This is a genomic window from Veillonella rogosae JCM 15642, from assembly GCF_002959775.1.
Classification (GTDB): domain Bacteria; phylum Bacillota; class Negativicutes; order Veillonellales; family Veillonellaceae; genus Veillonella; species Veillonella rogosae.
The window spans coordinates 75,989-98,054 of sequence record NZ_PPCX01000006.1; the positions used below are offsets into that span (position 1 = coordinate 75,989).

The window sequence follows — 22,066 nt, forward strand, 5'->3', positions numbered from 1 at the left end:
TATTTATCTAAAATTTTAAATAAGGTGTATATACTAATTTTTTAGTATATACACCTTATTTTTTTTTGTTTATCAATAAAAGTGATGAGTGAGCGGTGAAAACGTGAGCCAATAGTGAAATGACTTTACATATATTTAATTATTTTACTAAATTTTAATAAAAAACGGAGTGAATTATCTATGAAATGTGTAAAAAATCACTCATGAAAATGCCGTGAAAACACTGTGTTTACTACATTTATTGTTGAAGGTTTAATGAAGTTCACTCAGAATATCTTAGGTTTATAGAAGTATATTTAAAAAAATGATAAAATAGCTTAACCGATTTTTTAGTATTAACAATACTAATAATCATGTGATGTATTGAACATGTTGAATGTAAAACAAAGAGGTAAAGTATGAATAAAAAACAGTATGTGATGATGGCTGCATTCTTATGTGCAACGACAACCACTATGGCAGCACCAGTAAGTGTAACTACTGAAGAGGGCTATAATACTAAAACTGTACAATTGGAAGGTCATGCACCTTTGGAAACTAGTGCGTCTGTAATTAGCTCTGACAAAGAATATCGCCTACGCCAAGGGGATGAATTAACGATTCAAGTCGTACAACAAGCCGATCTTGGTACTCGTAATGGTAATGACATTATGTATTCAGTTCGTCCAGATGGTTATGTATCTTTCCCTATGGTAGGTGCCGTAAAAGCAGACGGTTTAACTGTTGATGAGTTTACTGCTGAATTGCAACAAGGGTTATCTCGATACATTATTAATCCAGATATTACTGTAAATGTTACAAAACTTGGTGGTGTACGAGTATATGTATTTGGTGAAATTAATCGACCAGGTGCTTATACGCTAACGAAGTCTAGCACAGTAATTGATGCGATTGGCGCAGCAGGTAGCTTTAACTGGGATACAGCGAAGAAGAAAATTTATTTAATTCATCAAGATAACCCAGAAAAACCAATCCCAATTAATCTAAATCGTATCTTACAAACTGGGGATATGACTGAAAATTATATTATGAGAGAGGGCGATGTTCTTTACTTAACTAAAAACAGCCGTATTAACTTTGCTCGTGATATTGCACCAATCTTAACTGGCGCTTATATGGTATCACGCATAGGTAAGGATTAAGGATAAGAATTATCTGTCATATAAGGGGGCGTTCTTTTGCGTTCATATTTATTACCAGCCATATTGTTTATTGCCGACATTGCAACTATTGTTATTGTTGCTTTTGTCAGTCTATTTATTCGATTTGATGGCTACATAGAACCTCAATATATTAACCAAATGGTAGATGCCTTGCCCATCCTACTTGTTTCCTATATGTTGATGTTCTTGCTTATGCATTTGTACACGCGTATTTGGCGTTATGCAGGGATGCGAGAGGTATTGGCAGTATTTGTCGCTACGACAGTAGGTACAGCAATCTTTTACTCCTCTATGTTTGTGTTCGGTAAATCTTTACCAAGATCAATCTATTTTATTACCTGGTTCCTTACAACTGGTGCAGTAGGTATGGGGCGGATGTTGCTACATTATGTGGCGCTTCATTATAGCAGTGGGGATGATGGTGAAAGTGGTCAAGTGAATACGTTGATCATTGGTGCTGGCGATGCAGGGGCGACTATTGCTCGTGAAATAGAGAGATATCATAAGCGATCCCGCCGAATCATTGGCTTTGTTGATGACGATATGTTCAAACATAACCGTCTTATGAATGGCTTTAGAATTTTAGGTAATCGTGAAGATATTCCTATGTTGGCAGCTAAATATAAGATTGAAGAAATCATCATTGCCATGCCGTCGGTTAAGCGCGATGTTATCCGCGAGATTATGGAAATTTGTTCTCCTCTTACATGTAAGATTAATACCTTGCCAGGGGTGTACCAGTTGCTCGATGACGAAGTCCTTGTATCTCATCTACATCCTGTTTCCATTGAAGACTTATTAGAACGTGATGAAATTCACCTCGATACTTCTAAGGTAGAACCATATCTTAAGGATAAAGTAGTTCTTGTTACAGGCGCTGGTGGCTCTATCGGCTCTGAAATTTGTCGCCAAGTACTACGTGTAAAACCTAAAAAATTATTATTACTTGGCCATGGTGAAAACAGTATTTATATTATTCACCAAGAATTGCGCAGTGTTGTACCAGAAGGCACTTTGGTACCTATCATTGCAGATATTCGAGATAAGAATCAATTAGAGCAAATCTTTAAAGCTTATAATCCTGAGGTAGTATTCCATGCTGCAGCTCATAAACATGTACCGCTTATGGAAATTCAGCCGATAGCAGCTGTGCTTAATAACATTTACGGTACCCGAAATGTAGCGGATGTGGCTGGTGCTTATGGGGTTGAACGATTTGTTATGATTTCTACGGATAAAGCTGTTAACCCTACTAGCGTTATGGGGGCCACTAAACGGGTGGCAGAGAAGGTTGTACTAGGTATGAATCATAAATATGATACCAAGTTTATTACTGTTCGTTTTGGTAATGTACTTGGTAGCCGTGGTTCTGTTATTCCCTTATTCCGTAAACAAATTGAAGCAGGCGGTCCTGTAACTGTTACAGATCCAGAAATGACTCGTTATTTCATGACTATTCCAGAAGCAAGCCAACTAGTGCTACAAGCTGGTGCCATGGGTAAGGGCGGCGAAGTATTCCTTTTAGATATGGGCGAACCAGTTAAGATTGTAGATTTAGCTAAAAATATGATTCGTCTTTCTGGTTTTGAACCAAATAAGGATATTCGTATTGAATTTACAGGTTTGCGCCCAGGGGAAAAACTATACGAAGAGTTATTAACTGCTGAAGAAGGTACGAATACAACTACGCATAAGAAAATCTTTGAAGCTGCGTTAGAAGATGTTGACCAAGAATGGCTAGGCCGTGAAATCGAACGCTTTGAAACATGTAAAACTGATATGGATGTAATCAATGTGTTACAGGATATCGTTCCTACATACCATCCAAATCATAATATCTAAATTGTCACTATATTAGTTATTGATTCACGTATATTTCTACATCGTTATATAGCTATTTTATATTTATTTATACTGTGCTTTGCTTCAGAGAGATAGACACAGTTCATAATCCTTAGAGGGAGAGACCCTGTTGTTTGTATACTTTCACAGAAAGGGGTATATGGGTGGAACAAATTATTGATTTAAAAGAGGTAGGTAAAGTCCTCGTTAAAAAGCGCCGTAAAATTATTAATGTTACGGTAGCCTGCATGGTACTAGGTGGTGCCTATGGTTTTCTAGCGCCATCTACATATCAATCTACATCTATGTTGCGCATTAAGCAGGCTCAAGGTTTGAGCAATTCTGTATTATCAAGCTCCAATGGCTATTCTGACGCTATGTCTCGTCAATTGATGAACACAGATGCAGAAATTTTAAAAAGCCGTAATGTAGTAGAACCAGTTATTGCTGCTATTGAAGATCCTGAAGGTACAGGAAAAGCGCCGACATACGAAGAGTTTGTTAAAACGCGCATTGAAACAAAACCATACAAGGAAACTGAGTTGTTACAAGTGAGCGTAACAGGTAAAAGTCCTGAACAAGCTCAAGAAGCTAACAAATTGCTAATTGATAACTTCTTGAAGCGCCTTGCTGAAATTTCTCATGTTGAACAACGTGCTACTCGTGAATTTTTACAAAAACGTGTTGTAACTGCTAAAACTGAATTGGAACAAGCAGAAAAGAAATTACAACAATTCCAAGTTGATAACAAAGTTTACTCCACAGCCGATCAAATGAAAGGCTTAACAGATAAGATTACACTTATCGACCGTGAAAAAGCGCAAAATCAACTTGATTTAGAAACGGCACAAGCTGCACTAGGCAGTATCAATGAACAATTGGGTTCTGCTGGTAAAAGTATTGCTGATAGTGCTACAGTTCAAGCTTACAAAGGTCAATTAGCGGATCTTGAATCCCGTAAGGCTTCTTATGTTGGTAAATATACTGATGAACATCCTGCTATGAAAGAAATTAACCAACAAATTGAAGAAGCTAAGAGTGGTCTAAATGCTGAAATTAATGCTATTGCGTCTCAACAAGCACCTTCTAGTAACTCTGCACAACAAGGTTTGTTAGCTGATAAATTTAGAAATGAAGCCGCTCTTGCAGTAGCTCAAGGTAAACAATCTACATTAGCTGAACTTGATAAAGCAAACGAAGAAGCTATGAAAGGCTTGCCTGAAAAAGAACGTGGCTATATCCAAGCAAAACGTGATGTAGATGTGGCACAAGATATCTACCAAATGTTATCCACTCGCTTAGAAGAAGCAAAGGTAGCAGAGGTGATGGTGCCAAATGAAGTTCAAATCGTAGATGCTCCTACATTGCCAGAAAAGGCAATTGCTCCGCGTAAGGTTCTCATTCTATTAGGCTCTGCAATTTTAGGTCTCATCCTTGGTTGCCTCTACACATTGGGTCAATTCTTCTGCAATCGCAAAGTTCAATCTGTACAAGAAATCAATGATGTTCTTGGCATTGAAAACTTAGGTGTGATTCCAAATCATGAAGAGAAAGAATACGAAGAACCTAGTAATCGTATCGTAGCATTGTTGCGCAAAGTGAGAGGTTAATATGATCAGACTAATTTCTAATGAACGTGGTGATACAGCACTCGTAGAAGCATATCGTACATTGCGTAGCAATTTACAATATGTATGTAATCAACAAAAAGGTAAGCTTATCTGTATTACAGCCGCTACTAGCGGTGAAGGCACTTCTGAAGTAGCCGCTAACACTGCATTAGCTTTATCTAAAAATAATAATAAAGTATTACTGATTGACGGTAATTTACGCAATCCAGTACAACACTTAGCCTTTAATGTGCAAAATAAAGGCCTTACTAATGCAGTAATGATGGATGAAGACTTGACGATTCATCGTAATGTACAACCTCATTTAGATGTATTGACAGCAGGAGAAGTGGTTCAGCATCCTTCTGAAGTAGTAGACTCTAGTAAATTGCCAACAATTTTAGATTATGTACGCGATGAATATGATGTGGTTATCATCGATACGCCACCAGTATTATCCGTTACTGATGCTATTGTATTAGCTGAAAAATCCGATGGTGTTATGCTCGTTGTTAGAAACGAAGTAGCAAGCCCAAAAGATTTGATAGAAGCAAAAAAACGCCTTACTCAAGTAGGTATTCCTCTATTAGGCTCCATCGTAATTGATGCTTAATAATCTTACTTAATTCGTAATCTAATCGATTCATCAAGCGTATCAATATGGTACAGAAAGCATTGAGGTGATGTATATGAAAATTAATTTTTCTCCTCCAGATATTACCGACTTAGAAATCAACGAAGTCATTGAAGCCTTAAAAAGTGGGTGGATTACAACTGGTCCTCGTACTAAAGAGCTAGAGAAAAAGATTGCCGAACAGTTAGGCACACCTAAATCTGTTTGCTTGAATTCTGCGACTGCAGCGCTTGAAATGTCTCTTCGTGTATTAGGTATTGGCCCTGGTGATGAAGTGATTACAAGTGCTTATTCTTATACAGCTAGTGCGAGTCCTGTAGTTCATGTAGGTGCTACCTTAGTGCTTGTAGATACACAAAAGGACTCTTATGAAATGGATTACGATGCAGTAGCTCGTGCCATCACTCCAAAGACAAAGGCTATTATTCCAGTAGATATTGCTGGTGTACCTTGTGACTATGAGCGCTTGCGCTCCATTGTAGAGGACAAGAAATCTCTCTTTACTCCAGCCAATGACATTCAAAAAGCATTAGGTCATATTCCTATCGTAGCAGACTGTGCTCATTCCTTTGGTGCAACCTACAAAGGTGTGCATACAGGTAATGTAGCGGACTTCAGTAGTTTCTCTTTCCATGCAGTAAAAAACTTTACTACTGCCGAAGGTGGCTGCGCTACATGGCGCCATATTGAGGGCTACGATGATGAAACTATTTATAAGCAATTCCAATTGTTGTCTTTGCATGGTCAAGATAAGGATGCTCTTGCTAAAACTAAGGCTGGCGCATGGGAATACGATATTAAAGGCACATATTACAAATGTAATATGACGGATATTATGGCTGCTATTGGTTTAGCGCAATTTGAAAGATATCCAAAACTGTTAGCACGTCGTAAGGAAATTATCGAAGCTTATGATGCAGGTTTAAAAGATCTACCTGTTACAGTATTAAGTCACTATACTGATGAACATCAAAGTAGTGGTCACTTGTACTTAGTTCGCTTAGATGGACGTGACGCAGAATACCGTAACAAGGTAATTGAAGCTATGGCTGAAGCTGGAATTGCAACAAATGTACATTATAAACCAATTCCTATGCATACGGCTTACAAGAATTTAGGCTTTACTATTGATGATTATCCAAATGCTTATGATCAGTTTAAGAATGAGATTACATTGCCACTTCACACGTTGTTAACAGATGAAGAAGTGCAATATATCATTGAAACATTTAAAAGGATTATTACCGAATGCTAGTAAAAAACTTTCACGATCTACCTCAAGAGTTACAGTGTGAAGAGGTGCGTCCGTACTTTGAAATATTAAATCAAAGACGAACAAGTCTTTTATGTAAAAGCATTTTTGACCGTGTTATGGCGGCCGGCATGCTCATTACATTGAGTCCTGTATTTCTTGTATTAGCCATTATGATCAAACGAGATAGTGAAGGTGAGGTTTTCTTCCGCCAAACTCGGGTGACACAATATGGTCGCACCTTTGGTATCTATAAATTCCGTACTATGGTAAAAAATGCGGAATCCCTTGGTGCTCAAGTAACGTCACAAAATGATATGAGGGTTACTAAGGTGGGCAATATGCTGCGCAGTTGTCGTCTTGATGAACTGCCTCAGCTTATCAACATTCTCTTAGGCGATATGAGCTTTGTCGGCACAAGACCTGAGGTACCGCGATATGTTGCAGCCTATACGAATGAGATGAAAGCTACGCTGTTGTTACCTGCTGGTGTAACGAGTGTAGCCAGCATTGCCTATAAAGATGAAGATCAGCTTTTACAAAATGCTCAAAATGTAGATGAAGTTTACATCAATGAGGTGTTACCAGGCAAGATGGCTTGGAATTTGAAGAGTATTAAGGAATTTTCTTTTTTACAAGATATAAAAACGATGATAGATACAGTGCTAGCTGTATTACATTAAGAGAGGTCCCTATGAGTACATCTATGACAAAGGAAATACAAGAGAAAGAGCTAACTATGTTGCTGTACTTTAAAGAGTTCTGCGACAAACATAATTTGCGCTTTTATCTTTGCGGCGGTGGTCTCATTGGGGCTATACGTCATAATGGTTTTATCCCTTGGGATGATGACTTAGATCTCTTTATGCCTCGTCCTGACTATGAAAAATTAGCAGAGTTGTGGCCTAAATATGCTGATACAGAACGTTATACGTATTGTCGTACGGATCGTCATCATATTTATCACGATGCAGGCGCTTCTATTCGAGATAACAACACGACTTTTATTAATCGTCACAGTATGCACGAAGATATTTGTCATGGTTTAGCTTTGGAGATTATGCCAATTGACGGCTGTGCACCTGGCAAAATCAGCCGTGCTTTGCAGTTGATATGGGCTATGACATTTGCACTCTTTAACGCTCAACGATTACCGGATAATAAGGGGCCTATCTATCGTGCCTTAGCAGGATGTATCTATAAAGTCTTTTCTAGTCAGTCCGTGCGCTATCATATTTGGCGTTTTGCAGAAAAGCAGATGACTAAATATGATTTCAATACAAGCAAGGCGTGTACTGAGTTAATCGGTAGTTTAAAGGGCATGAAGTTAAGACATCCGCAAGAGGATTTTGCTTCTGTCGTTTATAAAGACTTTGAAGGACATCAAATACCTGTTATGAAAGGGTATGAGAGATATTTACGTCTCATTTGGGGCGATTATATGCAATTACCACCTGTGGAGCAACGTGTAGCAAAACATGACGCCGCATTTGCTGATTTGCATACGCCTTACAAAGAATATAGAGGCATTTATTATGCCCAAAATAAAGCTCAACCATAAGGAGGGCCTATGAAACGAATAGCAGTAATCTTTGCGGGTGGCGTAGGCGCTCGTATGAAGAACAGCAAGACGCCGAAACAATTTTTAGAATGGAACGGTAGACCTATTTTAATTCAAACCTTGGATGTTTTTGAACAAACAGAGGCTATTGATGGTATTGTTCTAGCCTGCAAAGCAGAATGGATTGATCATACAAAGCAACTAATTGAAAAGGCAAAATTACAAAAGGTTTTGTCCATTGTACCCGGCGGTGAAAGTGCTCTCGGATCCCAATATAATGGGCTAGTTGAGACTAAGCGTTTGTTCCCCGATGAAGATGTGACTGTGTTGATTCATGATGGTGTTCGTCCACTTGTTGATAGTGCTACTATTGAACGAAACATTGAATCTGTTGAATCTAAGGGTTCTGCTATTACTGTTACTCCGGCTATCGAAACGATTATGGTTACTCAAGATGGTTCCATCAATGGAATTTTAAATCGCAATGAATGTCTTATGGCTAAGGCTCCACAGAGCTTTAGATTAGATGATATTTTATCTGTTCATGATCGAGCAAAAGACGATGGAATACATGATTTCATTGATTCTGCATCGATGATGATGCATTATGGTTACACCTTATACCCTGTACTAGGGGAAACTGAAAACATAAAAATTACAACACCATCCGATTATTATATGTTTACGGGTATTATTAAAAACCGTGAATTAGGAGGATTAGAAGATGAGTAATTCCGTTATCCAACGTGAGTTAACGGCTTTAGTACATGAAGAAAAGTACTTTGATTTCCTCCGTCATCAACGCGTTCTTGTAACGGGTGCAACCGGGCTTATTGGCTCTATGTTTATTAAACTACTCATACTTGCTAATGAAGCTTATGGCTTGGATTTAAAAGTGCTTGGTCATGTGCGAAGCCATGATAAAGCACAAACTATTTTTGGTGAGTATTCAGATAATGAATCATTTACTATTATTGATGGCTCATTAGAATCTATCGATACGCCATGTGACTATATCCTGCATGGTGCGGCACCAACACAATCTAAATTTTTTGTAGAACATCCTGTAGAGACAATTCGTACCTCTATTCATGGTACAGAGGCTATGCTTGAGCTGAGTCGTCATAAAAAGGTAAAAAAACTTGTTTACCTATCTAGCATGGAGCAATATGGTGTTCCCTATGAATCAGGTCAAGTGATGACTGAGGAACGCTTAGGTTATCTTGATCACCTAAATGTACGTAGTTCCTATTCTGAAAGTAAACGACTCTGCGAATGTTATTGCAAGTCTTATGCGGTCGAGTATGGCGTTCCCGCTGTTATAGCTCGACTAGCTCAAACCTTTGGACCAGGTGTTCCTGTATCTGATAATCGCGTATTCATGCAGTTCACTAAGAGTGCTCTCAAGCATGAAGATATTGTTCTTCACACAAAAGGCGACTCTATGTCTAATTACTGCTATATTACAGATGCTTTGACAGGTATTTTAACCCTTATGAAATCAGGGGAAGTAGGAGAAGCATACAATATATGTCATGATGAAGAGACTCGCTCTATTGCTAGCATTGCTCATTTAGTGGCAACATATGTAAGTGATGATAAGAGTAAAGTTATCTTTGATATTCCAGAAGATGTGCAAGGGCTCGGTTATGCTCCGACAGTTCACATGTTCTTAAGCTCTAAAAAGTTAAAATCTTTAGGCTGGCAGCCTAAGGTATCAATGGCACAAGCCTATGTAAGACTAGCAGAATATATCCAAGAGGAAGGCTTATGAAAAAGGAAATAATTATTGTCACCATCTCCCTTGGTAATGATGGGGCTGAACGAATTTTAACAGAGTTAGCTCGTCAATGGGTACATGATGGTCACCATATTACGGTTATCCAAACAAGCCCTAATCGATATGGCAACGAATATGCTTTAGAGGAAGGTATTGAGCAAATCCAAATTCATACTACTAGCTCTAATAAAGTAATTCGTTTTATGCAAGAAATAAAAGAATTAATCAAGATCTTGAAGACTAGACCAAATGCTACATGCTTATCGTTCTTGTCTGCATCGAGTTTTATCTTGGCTATTAGTTCTTGGTTTGTAAATAATCGCATCGTCTTTTCTGAACGCAATAATCCGCGTAAGGTGCCTATCGGTTGGCATCAACAAGCGTTGCGTAATTTTGCGTTCCGATTCGCCGATGCACTAGTATTCCAAACAGAAGACGCTCGCTCTTATTTCCCTGAATCTGTCCAAAAGCGTGGTGTTATTATTCCAAATCCTATTAATGGTAAATTGCCACCACCAATTGAGGGAGCGCGTGAGAAGACAATCGTTACAGCCTGTCGATTACATCCTCAAAAAAACTTACCTATGATGATCAATGCTTTTAGTATGTTAGCGGACGAGTTTCCAGAGTATAAACTTGTCATCTATGGTCAAGGTGTTTTAGAAGATGAATTACGAGCTCAAATTAAATCTCTTAATTTAGAGGATAGAATTTTATTACCAGGCTTTGCTAGTAATATTTTAGAAAAAGTAGCACCTTGTTCCATGTTTGTGTCCTCTTCTGACTTTGAAGGTATTTCAAACTCTATGCTAGAGGCCCTTGGCATGGGATTGCCTGCAGTCGTTACAGACTGTCCTGTAGGCGGTGCTCGTATGGTAATTAAAAGTGGAGAGAATGGTATTCTTGTACCTGTAGGTGATACACAGGCTATGTATGAAGCTATGCGCAGTGTCTTGAAAAATCCTGAATTAGCCGCTAAGCTTTCACAAGAAGCCATCAAAGTACGCGATGAGTTCCCATTGTGGAAAATCGCAAAACGTTGGTTAGAAGTTTTATGAGTTGTAAGGAGGAGAACCATTGAAGTTAAATATAACGGCTCTTGCTGACCGCATGATATGGTTCATAACTCTAATCTTTTTAGTGTTGTCGTTGACCATTTCCTTTGCCCTTGGCGAGGCGAACTATGGTGCCTATGTATTATTTGTATGCTTATTTGGGCTCATTATTTTTTATCTTATAAGAGAGCAGGGCGTTATTAAGTTACGGCTCAATTGGATGCATAGTTATATGCTACTCTTTATAGGGGCTTGTTACCTTAGTGCGATTAATGCCATAGATACGTCTGTAGCTATGAGTCGAAGTTTTGACATCGTCAAGATATTCTTTATGCTCATCATCTTATACATGTGCTATCAAGATAAAAAATCGGTGGATACATTATTAAAGATTGGTATGTGGACAGGCTATATAGTTTGTTTTTACACTGTTTATTTTTATGGTTTAGATTATTTTATTACTGTCTTATCATCGTCGGCACGTATTGCCAATGATGCATTAAATGCGAATACAGTAGGTCTTTTGGGCGCTAATGCTATTGTAATGACCTTGTATTACATGTTATATGATCGCCCTCGATGGTGGCATATTATCGCATTACCTACATTAGGTATTCTTGCTGCTACAGGCAGTCGTAAGGCTCTTGTATTCGTTGTAGCAGGTACAGTATTACTTTTTGTTTTTAAAAGCTTACGCAGTGCCAATGTAGTCAATTCGATTGCTAAAATTATTGGTTCTTTACTAGGTCTCACTATCGTAGGTGTTGCTGTATTGCAATTACCGATGTTCGGTGAAGTATTAGATCGTATGTCTAGCATGGTGGAAGCTTTTGCCGGTACTGGCGGTGACTCATCTACTATCATTCGTATGGCTTTAGTGGATATTGGTTGGGATTTATTCTACCAATCTCCTATTACTGGGGTTGGTGTCAATAATCCATCTGTATATACATTCTTCCTATATGGTAAGGAGAATTACTACCTTCACAATAACTACATTGAGTTATTAGCCGGTACTGGTATTATCGGTTTATTGGCGTATTATTCCATGTATTTGTATATAGCATATAACTTAATTCGCTATCGTGATTTCCACAGTAATGAATATGTAATGGTACTCATTCTATTTCTTTCACAAATTGTAATGGATATGGGCATGGTGTCTTATGAAAGTAAGAGTACTTATTTTTATATGATGTTGTTTTATTTAGAGGTGCAAATGCTCCGGAAGGGACGTAAAAATGAAGCTCAGCAAATTGTGTAAAGTTGGTATGTCCTTTTTAACAAAACCTTACTATCGTACTCGAGTTCTGATTAAATCAGGTTATTATGATAACTTATCTGATGAAGATTTTCTAAAGAAGATATTTCCTAAATATATGGGGTATCCCTTAGATTTAGAGAATCCTAAAACTTTCAGTGAAAAATTACAATGGCTAAAAGTCAATTACCGGAATCCTATTCAAACTGTTATGGTTGATAAGCATGAAGCAAAACAGTTTATTGCGGAACGTGTGGGAAATCAATATATTATTCCTACACTTGCTGTATGGGATTCCGTAGAGGATATCGATATCGATGCATTGCCAAATCAATTTGTGTTGAAGTCAACTCATGATAGTGGAGGCATCGTAATTTGTAAAGACAAATCATCTTTTGACTTCGAAGCAGCTAAAGCGAAGTTAAGTGCATCTCTAAAACGTGATTATTCTAAAATTGCTAGAGAATGGCCTTATCAGAATGTACCACGTCGCATTATAGCAGAAGAATATATTTCAGAATTGGGCAGTGATGATTTATTGGACTATAAGATGTTTTCCTTCCATGGAGAACCAAAGCTAACTGTGGTATGTTCAGATCGCTTTTCAAAGACTGGAACGCGTATGAACTTCTATGATATCAATTGGGAGCCTATGGGGATTCATTTTGGTCATTATCCTCCATTACCTAATGAGTTTCCGAAGCCAGCTACTTATGAGGAGATGAAACGTCTCACAGCTGAGCTAAGTAAGGATTGTCCGTTCTTACGTGTTGATTTTTACGAAATAAAAGGGCGCCTATTTATTGGAGAGTTAACATTTTTCCCTGGTGCTGGATTAGAAACGTTTCGTCCTATGTCAAAAGATTATGAATTAGGGGAGTGGTTACATCTTGAAACTGTACATCGGAGCTGATTTCGTTCCTACGGATATTAATAAAAGTTTGTTTGAAGAGGGCAAAGGGGAAGCATTAGTAGGTAAAGAGCTATATGAAATTCTTAAGCAATCTGATTTAAATGTTTTTAATTTAGAAGTGCCTTTAACAGATGCATCTACTCCGATTAATAAATTTGGTAATAATTTAAAGTCTCCTACAAAAACAATCTATGGTTATAAGGCTTTAGAACCTATATTTTTAACATTAGCTAATAATCACTCCTTAGATTATGGTGTAGAAGGATTAACTACTACACTGGAGTTATTAAAAAAGCATGATATTAAAAATGCAGGTGCTGGTGCTAATGTAAAAGCAGCTAAAAAGCCATTTATCTTTGAAAAAGAAGGTATACGTATAGGATTTTATCTATGTGCAGAACATGAGTTTACCGTTGCTTCTTGTCATACAATGGGGGCTAATCCATTTGATGTATTAGAGAGCTTTGATGATGTAGAAGCTTTAAAGAAAACTTGTGATTATGTTATCGTCCTATATCATGGTGGAAAGGAGTTTTATCGCTATCCATCGCCAATGTTACAAAGATATTGCAGAAAATTTGTTGATAAAGGGGCAGACCTTGTAATCTGTCAACATAGTCATTGTATAGGTTCTCGTGAGGACTATGGTAAGGGGACTATTATTTATGGCCAAGGTAACTTTATCTTTAACTCCGAATTCTATATACATCATAAGGAGTTTGTAAAAGATTCCTTATTAATCAGTGTAGAGGCTACAAAGGATACCTTTGTTGTATCTGAAGTGCCAATTCGTAGTACCGAAAGGGGCACCCGTTTGGCTACTGAATCAGAAGCCATTGAAACATTGACAGAATATAAAAAGCGAAGTGAAAACATTAGAGATGCTCATTTTGTTGCTCAAGCATATAAGGATTTTGCTGATACTCATGTAAAGCGATATTTGCGTGAATTTTTAGGTAGATCTTTTGTTATCCGTGCAATAAATGGATTATTTGGACGAAAATTAATGCAACTTATTTTGGGGCCTACAAGTTATTTAGCAATACAAAACTATTTAGAGTGTGAAGCTCATCATGAATTATTCTTAAGAGGCATTAAGAATATTAATAAAAAATAATGGATACTAAAATTGTAGCTGCTGCTAAATGGTCTGTCATAACAGAGGTTTTAGCAAAGCTTATTACACCACTTACAAATATAATATTGGCCCATATGCTTGCGCCGACGGCGTTTGGTATATTGGCAACAATTATGATGGTTATCTCCTTTGCAGAAATGCTTGCTGATGCGGGATTCCAAAAGTTTCTTGTACAGCATGAGTTTGAAAGTGACCAAGAAAAGCAAGAGGCCACAGATGTGGCTTTTATTGCCAATCTAGTATTTTCTTTACTATTATGGGGTGCTATCATAATCGGCCGTGATGAATTGGCTGTACTAGTAGGTAATGATGGTTTAGGCATACCGTTGGCTGTGATGGGGGCAATGATACCTCTATCAGCCTTTAGCAGTGTGCAGATGGCTTTGTATAGACGGGACTTTAATTTTAAGTTTCTTCTAAATATTCGCCTTATAACTATTTTGACACCTATAGTGATATCTATTCCTATGGCGCTCATGGGGTACGATTACTGGTCTTTAATTGCTGGTATGTTAGGGGCTCAGCTATTTACAGCATTAGCCTTATTAAAGAGTAGACGAAATCAAATTCGCTTATTCTTTAGTGGTCGTGTTTTTATGAACATGTTTAGCTATAGTGCATGGTCATTGGCGGAAGCCTTTTCCATTTGGCTTACCGCATGGGTAGATACCTTTATTATCAGTCGATTTCTGGATGCGTACTATTTAGGTATTTATAAGATGCCGATGGCTATTGTAACAACTGTTATGGCTATGGCTACCGCATCGTTAGCGCCAGTGCTTTTTGCAGCGCTAAGTAGAGTACAACATGATCAACAGGCTTTCTCTAATACATTCTTTACATTCCAACGCTATATGGCCTTATTCTTAGTGCCTATAGGAGTAGGTTTATTTGTATTTCAAGATTTTGTTGTCCAACTTTTACTTGGGCCTCAATGGAAATTAGCGGGGATCGTTTTAGGTTCTTGGGCATTGAGCTCAGCTATTATGACTGTTACAGCGAATCTAATTTCTGAAATATTCCGTGCTAAAGGCCTGCCAAATCTATCGTTCTGGACTCAAGTGTTACATTTAGTTGTTTTAATACCAGTTATTTATATTTGTATTCAATATGATTTTACTACCTTTGTGTATGCTCGCTCTATAGTGCGAATGGAAATGCTCGCTGTAGCTATGTTGTTTTTGGCCCTATTCGTCAATATGAGTGCGTTCCGCATACTATCTAATATTAGTGTATATCTCATTACCGCATCGTTAGTTGGGGCACTAGCGTATAGTATTTTACATCTATATGATACGGTGCTGTGGACGATAGCTTGTATGCTGTTATGCGTTCTATTGTATGTGGCTATTTTGTGTATCATTCCATCTGAGCGTACTATTATTACTTCTGGTGTTAATAAAGTTTTAGGTAAATTAAGACGCTCATAATTAACAGAACTATGAAAGGAGTACATATGCTTTCAAAAAATGTAGACTTAAACAACACGGTAATCCTTGTAACGGGAGCCGCTGGATTTGTAGGGGCTAATCTCGTTATGTCCCTCTTATCTGAAGCAGAAGGAACTCAAATTATCGGCATAGATTCTGTTAATGACTACTATGACGTAGCGTTAAAGGATTATCGATTACAACAAATCGATGCGATAAGCAAAGGCAATAAAAATACGTGGATTTTCAAAAAAGGCAATCTTGCTGATAAGGCTTTTATTGATGATATTTTTGCTACTTATAAACCTCGCGTTGTTGTGAATTTAGCGGCTCAAGCCGGTGTTCGCTACTCTATTACAAACCCAGATGCTTATATCGAATCTAATATTATTGGTTTCTATAATATCTTAGAGGCTTGTCGTCATTCTTATGACAATGGTGAAAGTGGTGTAGAACATCTAGTATATGCATCATCTTCTTCCGTATATGGGGCGAATAAACAAATCCCATACTCTACAGATCATAAGGTAGATAACCCAGTATCCTTGTACGCGGCTACAAAAAAATCCAATGAATTGCTAGCTTATTCTTACGCTAAGCTTTATAACATTCCGAGCACTGGGCTTCGATTCTTTACAGTATACGGTCCGGCAGGTCGTCCAGATATGGCATACTTTGGATTCACCAATACTCTGCGCAGTGGTGGCACTATTAAAATCTTTAACTACGGTAACTGCAAACGTGATTTTACCTATATTGATGATATTGTAGAAGGCGTTTCTAAGGTCATGTGTGCTGCACCAGAGCGTCGTAACGGAGCTGATGGATTGCCAGTACCACCTTATGCTATTTATAACATTGGTAATAGTAATCCTGAAAATCTCCTCGATTTTGTACGTATTCTTTCAGAAGAATTAGTATCTGCTGGAGTACTACCAGAAGATTATAATTTTGAGGAACATAAAGAATTAGTCCCTATGCAACCAGGGGATGTACCTGTTACATATGCGGATACGAGCGCCTTAGAAGAAGATTTTGGCTTCAAACCAAATACAACGTTGCGAGAAGGTTTAAGACGTTTTGCTGTATGGTATAAAGATTTCTATATGACGGAGGGCAAATAAATGAAAATTGCAATTGCTGGTACAGGCTATGTAGGCCTTTCTAATGGCGTATTATTAGCACAACATAATGAAGTAGTAGCCCTCGATATTGTTTCTGAAAAAGTGGATATGTTAAATCGCAAGGAAGCACCTATTGTAGATGCGGAATTGCAGGAATATTTAGGCACTAAAGAATTAAACTTTAAAGCCACATTAGATCCTGTGGAAGCGTTTAAAGGTGCGGATTATGTAATTATTTCTACACCTACCAACTATGATCCACAAAAGAACTTCTTTGATACATCTTCTGTTGAGCAAGTCATTAAAACCGTTTTAGAAATTAATCCTGATGCGGTAATGATTATTAAATCAACTGTACCAGTAGGTTATACTGTACAAATGCGTGAAGAGTTTAAAACAGAGAATTTAATTTTCTCCCCAGAATTCTTGCGAGAAGGTAAAGCACTATACGATAACTTGTATCCATCTCGTATTGTTGTAGGTGAAGACTCTGATCGTGCTCGTCGCTTTGGTCAACTATTAGCTGATGGTGCTATTAAAGAAAATGTACCACAGTTATATACTGATTCCACAGAAGCAGAAGCTATTAAATTATTTGCTAATACGTATTTAGCATTGCGTGTGGCATACTTTAATGAGCTTGACTCCTATGCGGAGGTACGGGGCCTTAGCACAAGCCAAATCATTAATGGTGTATGTTTAGACCCTCGTATTGGGGACTTTTATAATAACCCATCCTTCGGCTATGGTGGGTATTGCTTGCCAAAGGATACAAAACAGTTATTAGCTAACTACAATGATGTACCACAAAATTTAATCTCCGCTATTGTTGATGCGAATAGAACACGTAAAGACCATGTGGCGGATGCTATTATTGCTAAAAATCCTAAAATTGTTGGCATCTATCGCTTGACGATGAAAATGAACTCTGATAACTTTAGAGCATCAGCTATTCAAGGTGTTATGAAGCGTATCAAGGCTAAAGGTATTGCTGTTGTAGTTTATGAACCAACTCTTGATGCCGAAGACTTCTTCAATTCACCAGTGATTCGTAACTTTGAGGATTTTAAACGCGTCAGCGATGTTATTGTAGCTAATCGTTGGGATCCATCTTTAGAAGATGTGAAAGATAAGGTTTATACGAGAGATATTTTTGACCGCGATTAATTTAGCTATATGTATTGTGACGTTTAGGAGAGTAGTATGAAACGTTGGATACTATATATCGTGTTGGGTTTAATTGTGTTTTTTATATGGGATAATTCATTACAAAACGGAGGCTCCTCTGATGGGTTTAGCCTTATTTTTGCAGAGAAGTTAGCTCCCCTTGCACATAATCTAGGCTTTCACGGAAATATATGGGCTTTAAATAGGATTGTTCGAAAATTAGCACATCTCACGGAGTTTACAATCCTTGGTGGCGTTTTATATGCAATCTTACGTCGTTATATTGAGTATGGAACCGTATTTAAAACGATTGGTCTAGGGATGTCTATAGCTATTCTTGATGAATTTATACAAAGATTTTCACCAGGTCGGAGCTCTCAATTTTCCGATGTTGTCATTGATACAATAGGTGTTGTTATTGGCATATTCTTAGTAAAGTTAGTCTATAGAATAGGTCAGAAAAAAAGCATATGTAAAAAATAAACTGTTGCTAATATACAACATGAGTATAAAACGCCTCATAATCACAAAGATTATGAGGCGTTTTTAATGAAATTAAGATGAAAATTTAAATAAATTATTAAATGAACACATTATAATTTATCTATTTTTATATAAAAACCACTATACAAGCGACTTTTACCCTGTTATAATCATGAATATAAAATGAAACTTAAATGAGATAAAGATGAATTTTATAAAAGAGGACGATTTCTGTAAGGGATTATCGTAAGTAGAAGGGAAAAATTATGAATCGCGTGGTTGATTTACATGGTTGCATTTTGCCAGCTGTGTTAGGTTCTCAAGGGCCACAAACAATGGCAGAATCAGTAAAAATGATTAAGTCCTTGTGTGATCAAGGCATTACAGATATTTTTAGTACTCCTGATGTGACAGTATCTATGGATAAGAAGACATGGAATACTATGGAGTCTTTAGTAAATGATGTGAAACTTGCTGTAGGAGAACAACAGGTAGATATAACTATTCATAGTGGTGCTCGTGTTCTGCTCTGTGATGAAATGGTTGAATATATTGCTGCTCATCGCAATCAATATCTTTTAGGGAATAGCCATTTTATGTTAGTAGCATTACCTCAAAATAGCAAGGTTTATCATGTTAATGCATGGCTGGTAAGCTTACTTGATATGGGCATTGTTCCTATTATTAGTGAAGTAGAATCTTACCGACAATTGTTTACTAAACCAGAACAACTATTAGAGTGGGTAGATAAAGGCATTTTGATTCAATGCAATATGGCATCTTTTAATCACAACAATGCTAATTACCAAAGAGCTATTGAATTGTATCGCAATGGTTTGATTCATTTCTTTGGTACTGGTTATAGTAGTGAAAGTGATGTACAAGCACATCAAGGTTATGTAGAAGCAATTTCTAAATTGGATAGTACATATAAAAAAGATTTACTCCCAAATATTCATCTTAATGAGCGTGATCTTTTGGCTAATCGCACATTCTATCCAGCTGTTCCATCAAGTTGGGTCGGTCAAAAGTCCAATTTCTTGACACGTCTATTTGGCTTCGCATTATAATTTATATAGGTTCTTTTACCCATGCTATACTGGCCTGGGTAAAAGAACCTATTTTTACTTTATATTGTATTTGGGGTTGAAAACAACCACCATATATAGTATACTGAGGAGGCAGTAGAAATAGAGAGTTTTCTAATAATTCTTTACATTTTTACATATAAATTTATAAAAAGTATGGTTTACCATACTTTTTTCTATGTCTTAACATATTTTTCAGCGGTAACAAAATGGGGAGGTTGCCAATATGTTGCAGGTCATCAAACGGGATGGTACAAAGGTACCTTTCGACAAACACAAAATTGCTTTAGCTATTGAAAAGGCTGAGCATAGTAGTACAGGGTTGTACGAAGAGGGGTTAGCACAGCGTATTGCAGATGAAATAGAAGAATATGCTCAAAAGCTCCAAAAAGATATGACAATTTATGCTATTGAAGATCAAGTGTATTATAAGTTGATTGAGTATCATAATCCTGCAACGGCACGTGCCTATGAAGGTTACAAAGCTGTGCAAGCTTTTAAACGTCGTCAAAATACTACAGATGATGATGTAATTGGTTTGTTAGATCGCAGTAATGTTAGTGTTCTTGATGAGAATTCTAATAAGGACGCAGCGATTGTATCTACTCAACGTGATTTAATTGCTGGCGAGGTATCTAAGGATATTGCGCGTCGTAAATTAATTCCTACGGATATTTTAGAGGCTCATGATAGTGGTGCCATTCATTTCCATGATATGGACTATATTATTCAGCCCATGTTTAACTGTTGCTTAATCAATTTGGCAGACATGCTTACAAATGGTACGGTAATCAATGGTAAGAAAATTGATACACCTAAATCGTTCCAAGTGGCATGTACAGTTACAACGCAAATCATTGCTCAAGTTGCATCTGGTCAATATGGTGGTCAAAGTATTAATGGCATTGACCGTATTTTGGCGCCATTTGTACGTAAGTCTTATGAGAAAATCCTTAATAATGTTATTGAAGAACAAGTTGAGATTTATGGCATGGAGCCTAATATGGAAAAGGCTCGTGAAATTGCTTGGAACCGTACGCGCAAAGAGGTTAAGGATGGAATTCAAACTATCCAGTATCAAATTAATACATTGATGACTACAAATGGTCAATCTCCATTTGTTACATTATTTATGTATTTCCAACCTGATTACGAATACGCTAAGGAAGCAGCTCTCATTACTGAAGAGATTTTACGTCAACGTATTAAAGGCGTAAAAAATGAAGCTGATGTATATATTACACCAGCTTTCCCTAAGTTGATTTATGTTCTTGATGAACATAATGTAACACCAGATAGCCCATACTATTACTTAACTGAATTGGCTGCACAATGTACAGCTAAACGGATGTACCCAGATTATATTTCCGCTAAAAAAATGAAGGAAAACTATGAAGGGAATGTATTTAGTCCAATGGGCTGTCGTTCCTTCTTATCTCCTTGGAAGGATGAAAAAGGAAACTACAAATTTGATGGACGCTTTAACATGGGCGTTGTAAGCTTAAACTTGCCACAAATTGGTATTTTGGCTCGCGGTAGTGAAGAAAAATATTTTGAAATTTTAGATAAACGTCTTGAATTAGCAGAAAAAGCATTGTTATTACGCTACAATCTTTTAAAAGATGTAGTGAGTGATGTGTCTCCAATTCACTGGCAACATGGTGCCATTGCACGCCTTAAGAAAGGTGAAAAAATTGGTCGTTTCTTATCTGGCGGATATGCAACAATTTCTCTTGGCTATATCGGTATCTATGAAGCTACTCGCTTGATTACAGGTGAGTCTAATACAGGCGAAAAAGGCCGTGTATTTGCTATGAAAATCATGGATCGTCTAAATGCCGCTATTGATTTATGGCATGATAAACACAACCTTGGTTTTGGCTTATATGGTACGCCTGCTGAAAGCTTAACAAATCGATTCTCTTCTTTAGATCGTGCCCGTTTTGGTGTTATTGAAGATATTACAGATAAAGGGTATTACACTAATAGCTATCACGTAAATGTTCGTGAAGAGATTAATGTATTTGATAAATTTGCCTTTGAATCTGAGTTCCAAAAGAAATCTACAGGCGGCTGTATTTCCTATGCGGAAATTCCGAATATGACTAATAATATTCCAGCTATTTTAACCATGATTCAATATATTTACGATCACATTTCTTATGCTGAGTTTAATACGAAATCCGACTACTGTCATGAATGTGGTTTTGATGGCGAAATCAAGGTAAATGAACATAACGAATGGGAATGCCCGCGCTGTCACAATACGAATCGCGAAAAATTAACTGTTATTCGCCGTACATGTGGCTACCTTGGGGAAAACTTCTGGAATGAAGGCCGTACTAAAGAAATCAAAGATCGGGTAATGCACATTTAAAATTATTAGAATTATAGTTATCATAAATACATGGTAAAAGCTGTGCCTAAGGCACAGCTTTTACTGTATTTGTACGCCGAATAGGCATGACTAAACCCCCAGTTAAACTGGGGGTCGGTAAAAAATTCTTAGAGAAAAGGAAAGAACCTCCTAGTGATAGAATGAAGTTGGTCTGGCAACCACAACAT

The 22,066-nt window shown here is 37.3% G+C and carries 19 protein-coding genes; all 19 read left to right on the forward strand.

Annotated elements, in window-relative coordinates; all coding sequences use genetic code 11:
• Window positions 1–398 precede the first annotated feature (398 nt).
• The 19 genes from VRHSUH09_RS03320 (at window position 399) to nrdD (ending at window position 21,878) form a co-directional block, all read left to right on the forward strand.
• Window positions 399–1,142, forward strand: coding sequence for a polysaccharide biosynthesis/export family protein (locus tag VRHSUH09_RS03320; protein WP_105081373.1), 744 nt, complete (start codon window positions 399–401; stop codon window positions 1,140–1,142).
• A 36-nt stretch (window positions 1,143–1,178) separates the two neighbouring features.
• Window positions 1,179–3,005 carry a polysaccharide biosynthesis protein gene (locus VRHSUH09_RS03325; RefSeq protein WP_105081374.1) on the forward strand — a complete coding sequence of 609 codons (1,827 nt, stop codon included), beginning with the start codon at window positions 1,179–1,181 and terminating at the stop codon, window positions 3,003–3,005.
• Between the two features lie 164 nt (window positions 3,006–3,169).
• Window positions 3,170–4,615, forward strand: coding sequence for a GumC family protein (locus VRHSUH09_RS03330; RefSeq protein WP_054747714.1), 1,446 nt, complete (start codon window positions 3,170–3,172; stop codon window positions 4,613–4,615).
• 1 nt (window position 4,616) lies between these two features.
• Complete coding sequence (locus VRHSUH09_RS03335; protein ID WP_054747716.1) at window positions 4,617–5,228, forward strand: CpsD/CapB family tyrosine-protein kinase; 612 nt, start codon at window positions 4,617–4,619, stop codon at window positions 5,226–5,228.
• Window positions 5,229–5,304: 76 nt separating this feature from the next.
• Window positions 5,305–6,504 carry a DegT/DnrJ/EryC1/StrS family aminotransferase gene (locus VRHSUH09_RS03340; protein WP_054747719.1) on the forward strand — a complete coding sequence of 400 codons (1,200 nt, stop codon included), beginning with the start codon at window positions 5,305–5,307 and terminating at the stop codon, window positions 6,502–6,504.
• On the forward strand, window positions 6,498–7,184 hold the full coding sequence (locus tag VRHSUH09_RS03345; protein ID WP_054747721.1) for a sugar transferase: 687 nt from the start codon (window positions 6,498–6,500) through the stop codon (window positions 7,182–7,184). Before VRHSUH09_RS03340 ends, VRHSUH09_RS03345 begins: the two co-directional genes overlap by 7 nt.
• Window positions 7,185–7,195: 11 nt before the next feature.
• Window positions 7,196–8,062 (forward strand): LicD family protein, encoded by an 867-nt coding sequence (locus VRHSUH09_RS03350; RefSeq protein WP_105081375.1) that lies wholly within the window; start codon window positions 7,196–7,198, stop codon window positions 8,060–8,062.
• A gap of 9 nt (window positions 8,063–8,071) precedes the next feature.
• Window positions 8,072–8,794, forward strand: coding sequence for an IspD/TarI family cytidylyltransferase (locus VRHSUH09_RS03355; RefSeq protein WP_009372083.1), 723 nt, complete (start codon window positions 8,072–8,074; stop codon window positions 8,792–8,794).
• Window positions 8,787–9,836: an NAD-dependent epimerase/dehydratase family protein gene (locus VRHSUH09_RS03360; RefSeq protein ID WP_105081376.1), complete on the forward strand. Its 1,050-nt coding sequence runs from the start codon at window positions 8,787–8,789 to the stop codon at window positions 9,834–9,836. Before VRHSUH09_RS03355 ends, VRHSUH09_RS03360 begins: the two co-directional genes overlap by 8 nt.
• Entirely contained in the window at window positions 9,833–10,900 is a 1,068-nt protein-coding gene (locus VRHSUH09_RS03365) for a glycosyltransferase (protein ID WP_105081377.1), read from the forward strand. Before VRHSUH09_RS03360 ends, VRHSUH09_RS03365 begins: the two co-directional genes overlap by 4 nt.
• 19 nt (window positions 10,901–10,919) lie before the next feature.
• Window positions 10,920–12,161 (forward strand): O-antigen ligase family protein, encoded by a 1,242-nt coding sequence (locus VRHSUH09_RS03370; protein WP_105081378.1) that lies wholly within the window; start codon window positions 10,920–10,922, stop codon window positions 12,159–12,161.
• Window positions 12,139–13,071 (forward strand): ATP-grasp fold amidoligase family protein, encoded by a 933-nt coding sequence (locus VRHSUH09_RS03375; protein ID WP_009350911.1) that lies wholly within the window; start codon window positions 12,139–12,141, stop codon window positions 13,069–13,071. The genes VRHSUH09_RS03370 and VRHSUH09_RS03375 overlap by 23 nt, the downstream gene beginning before the upstream one ends.
• A complete protein-coding gene (locus VRHSUH09_RS03380) occupies window positions 13,049–14,188 on the forward strand; it encodes a CapA family protein (protein WP_105081379.1) in 1,140 nt (379 codons plus the stop codon). The genes VRHSUH09_RS03375 and VRHSUH09_RS03380 overlap by 23 nt, the downstream gene beginning before the upstream one ends.
• Window positions 14,188–15,639, forward strand: a complete 1,452-nt coding sequence (locus tag VRHSUH09_RS03385) for a lipopolysaccharide biosynthesis protein (protein ID WP_105081380.1) — start codon at window positions 14,188–14,190, stop codon at window positions 15,637–15,639. The genes VRHSUH09_RS03380 and VRHSUH09_RS03385 overlap by 1 nt, the downstream gene beginning before the upstream one ends.
• A 26-nt stretch (window positions 15,640–15,665) precedes the next feature.
• Window positions 15,666–16,763 carry an NAD-dependent epimerase/dehydratase family protein gene (locus VRHSUH09_RS03390; RefSeq protein ID WP_105081381.1) on the forward strand — a complete coding sequence of 366 codons (1,098 nt, stop codon included), beginning with the start codon at window positions 15,666–15,668 and terminating at the stop codon, window positions 16,761–16,763.
• A complete protein-coding gene (locus VRHSUH09_RS03395; protein WP_105081382.1) occupies window positions 16,764–17,930 on the forward strand; it encodes a nucleotide sugar dehydrogenase in 1,167 nt (388 codons plus the stop codon).
• A 36-nt stretch (window positions 17,931–17,966) separates the two neighbouring features.
• Window positions 17,967–18,413: a VanZ family protein gene (locus tag VRHSUH09_RS03400; RefSeq protein ID WP_105081383.1), complete on the forward strand. Its 447-nt coding sequence runs from the start codon at window positions 17,967–17,969 to the stop codon at window positions 18,411–18,413.
• Window positions 18,414–18,679: 266 nt separating this feature from the next.
• Window positions 18,680–19,483 (forward strand): CpsB/CapC family capsule biosynthesis tyrosine phosphatase, encoded by an 804-nt coding sequence (locus VRHSUH09_RS03405; protein ID WP_054747736.1) that lies wholly within the window; start codon window positions 18,680–18,682, stop codon window positions 19,481–19,483.
• Between the two features lie 244 nt (window positions 19,484–19,727).
• Window positions 19,728–21,878 carry an anaerobic ribonucleoside-triphosphate reductase gene (gene nrdD, locus VRHSUH09_RS03410; RefSeq protein WP_105081384.1) on the forward strand — a complete coding sequence of 717 codons (2,151 nt, stop codon included), beginning with the start codon at window positions 19,728–19,730 and terminating at the stop codon, window positions 21,876–21,878.
• Window positions 21,879–22,066: the final 188 nt, after the last annotated feature.

Coding starts and splice junctions, on each gene's coding strand:
- VRHSUH09_RS03345 (WP_054747721.1), top strand. CDS start 6,498: ATGCTAGTAAAAAACTTTCACGATCTACCTCAAGAGTTACAGTGTGAA.
- VRHSUH09_RS03360 (WP_105081376.1), top strand. CDS start 8,787: ATGAGTAATTCCGTTATCCAACGTGAGTTAACGGCTTTAGTACATGAA.
- nrdD (WP_105081384.1), top strand. CDS start 19,728: ATGTTGCAGGTCATCAAACGGGATGGTACAAAGGTACCTTTCGACAAA.
- VRHSUH09_RS03405 (WP_054747736.1), top strand. CDS start 18,680: ATGAATCGCGTGGTTGATTTACATGGTTGCATTTTGCCAGCTGTGTTA.
- VRHSUH09_RS03400 (WP_105081383.1), top strand. CDS start 17,967: ATGAAACGTTGGATACTATATATCGTGTTGGGTTTAATTGTGTTTTTT.
- VRHSUH09_RS03320 (WP_105081373.1), top strand. CDS start 399: ATGAATAAAAAACAGTATGTGATGATGGCTGCATTCTTATGTGCAACG.
- VRHSUH09_RS03355 (WP_009372083.1), top strand. CDS start 8,072: ATGAAACGAATAGCAGTAATCTTTGCGGGTGGCGTAGGCGCTCGTATG.
- VRHSUH09_RS03385 (WP_105081380.1), top strand. CDS start 14,188: ATGGATACTAAAATTGTAGCTGCTGCTAAATGGTCTGTCATAACAGAG.
- VRHSUH09_RS03350 (WP_105081375.1), top strand. CDS start 7,196: ATGAGTACATCTATGACAAAGGAAATACAAGAGAAAGAGCTAACTATG.
- VRHSUH09_RS03335 (WP_054747716.1), top strand. CDS start 4,617: ATGATCAGACTAATTTCTAATGAACGTGGTGATACAGCACTCGTAGAA.
- VRHSUH09_RS03375 (WP_009350911.1), top strand. CDS start 12,139: ATGAAGCTCAGCAAATTGTGTAAAGTTGGTATGTCCTTTTTAACAAAA.
- VRHSUH09_RS03390 (WP_105081381.1), top strand. CDS start 15,666: ATGCTTTCAAAAAATGTAGACTTAAACAACACGGTAATCCTTGTAACG.
- VRHSUH09_RS03340 (WP_054747719.1), top strand. CDS start 5,305: ATGAAAATTAATTTTTCTCCTCCAGATATTACCGACTTAGAAATCAAC.
- VRHSUH09_RS03395 (WP_105081382.1), top strand. CDS start 16,764: ATGAAAATTGCAATTGCTGGTACAGGCTATGTAGGCCTTTCTAATGGC.
- VRHSUH09_RS03365 (WP_105081377.1), top strand. CDS start 9,833: ATGAAAAAGGAAATAATTATTGTCACCATCTCCCTTGGTAATGATGGG.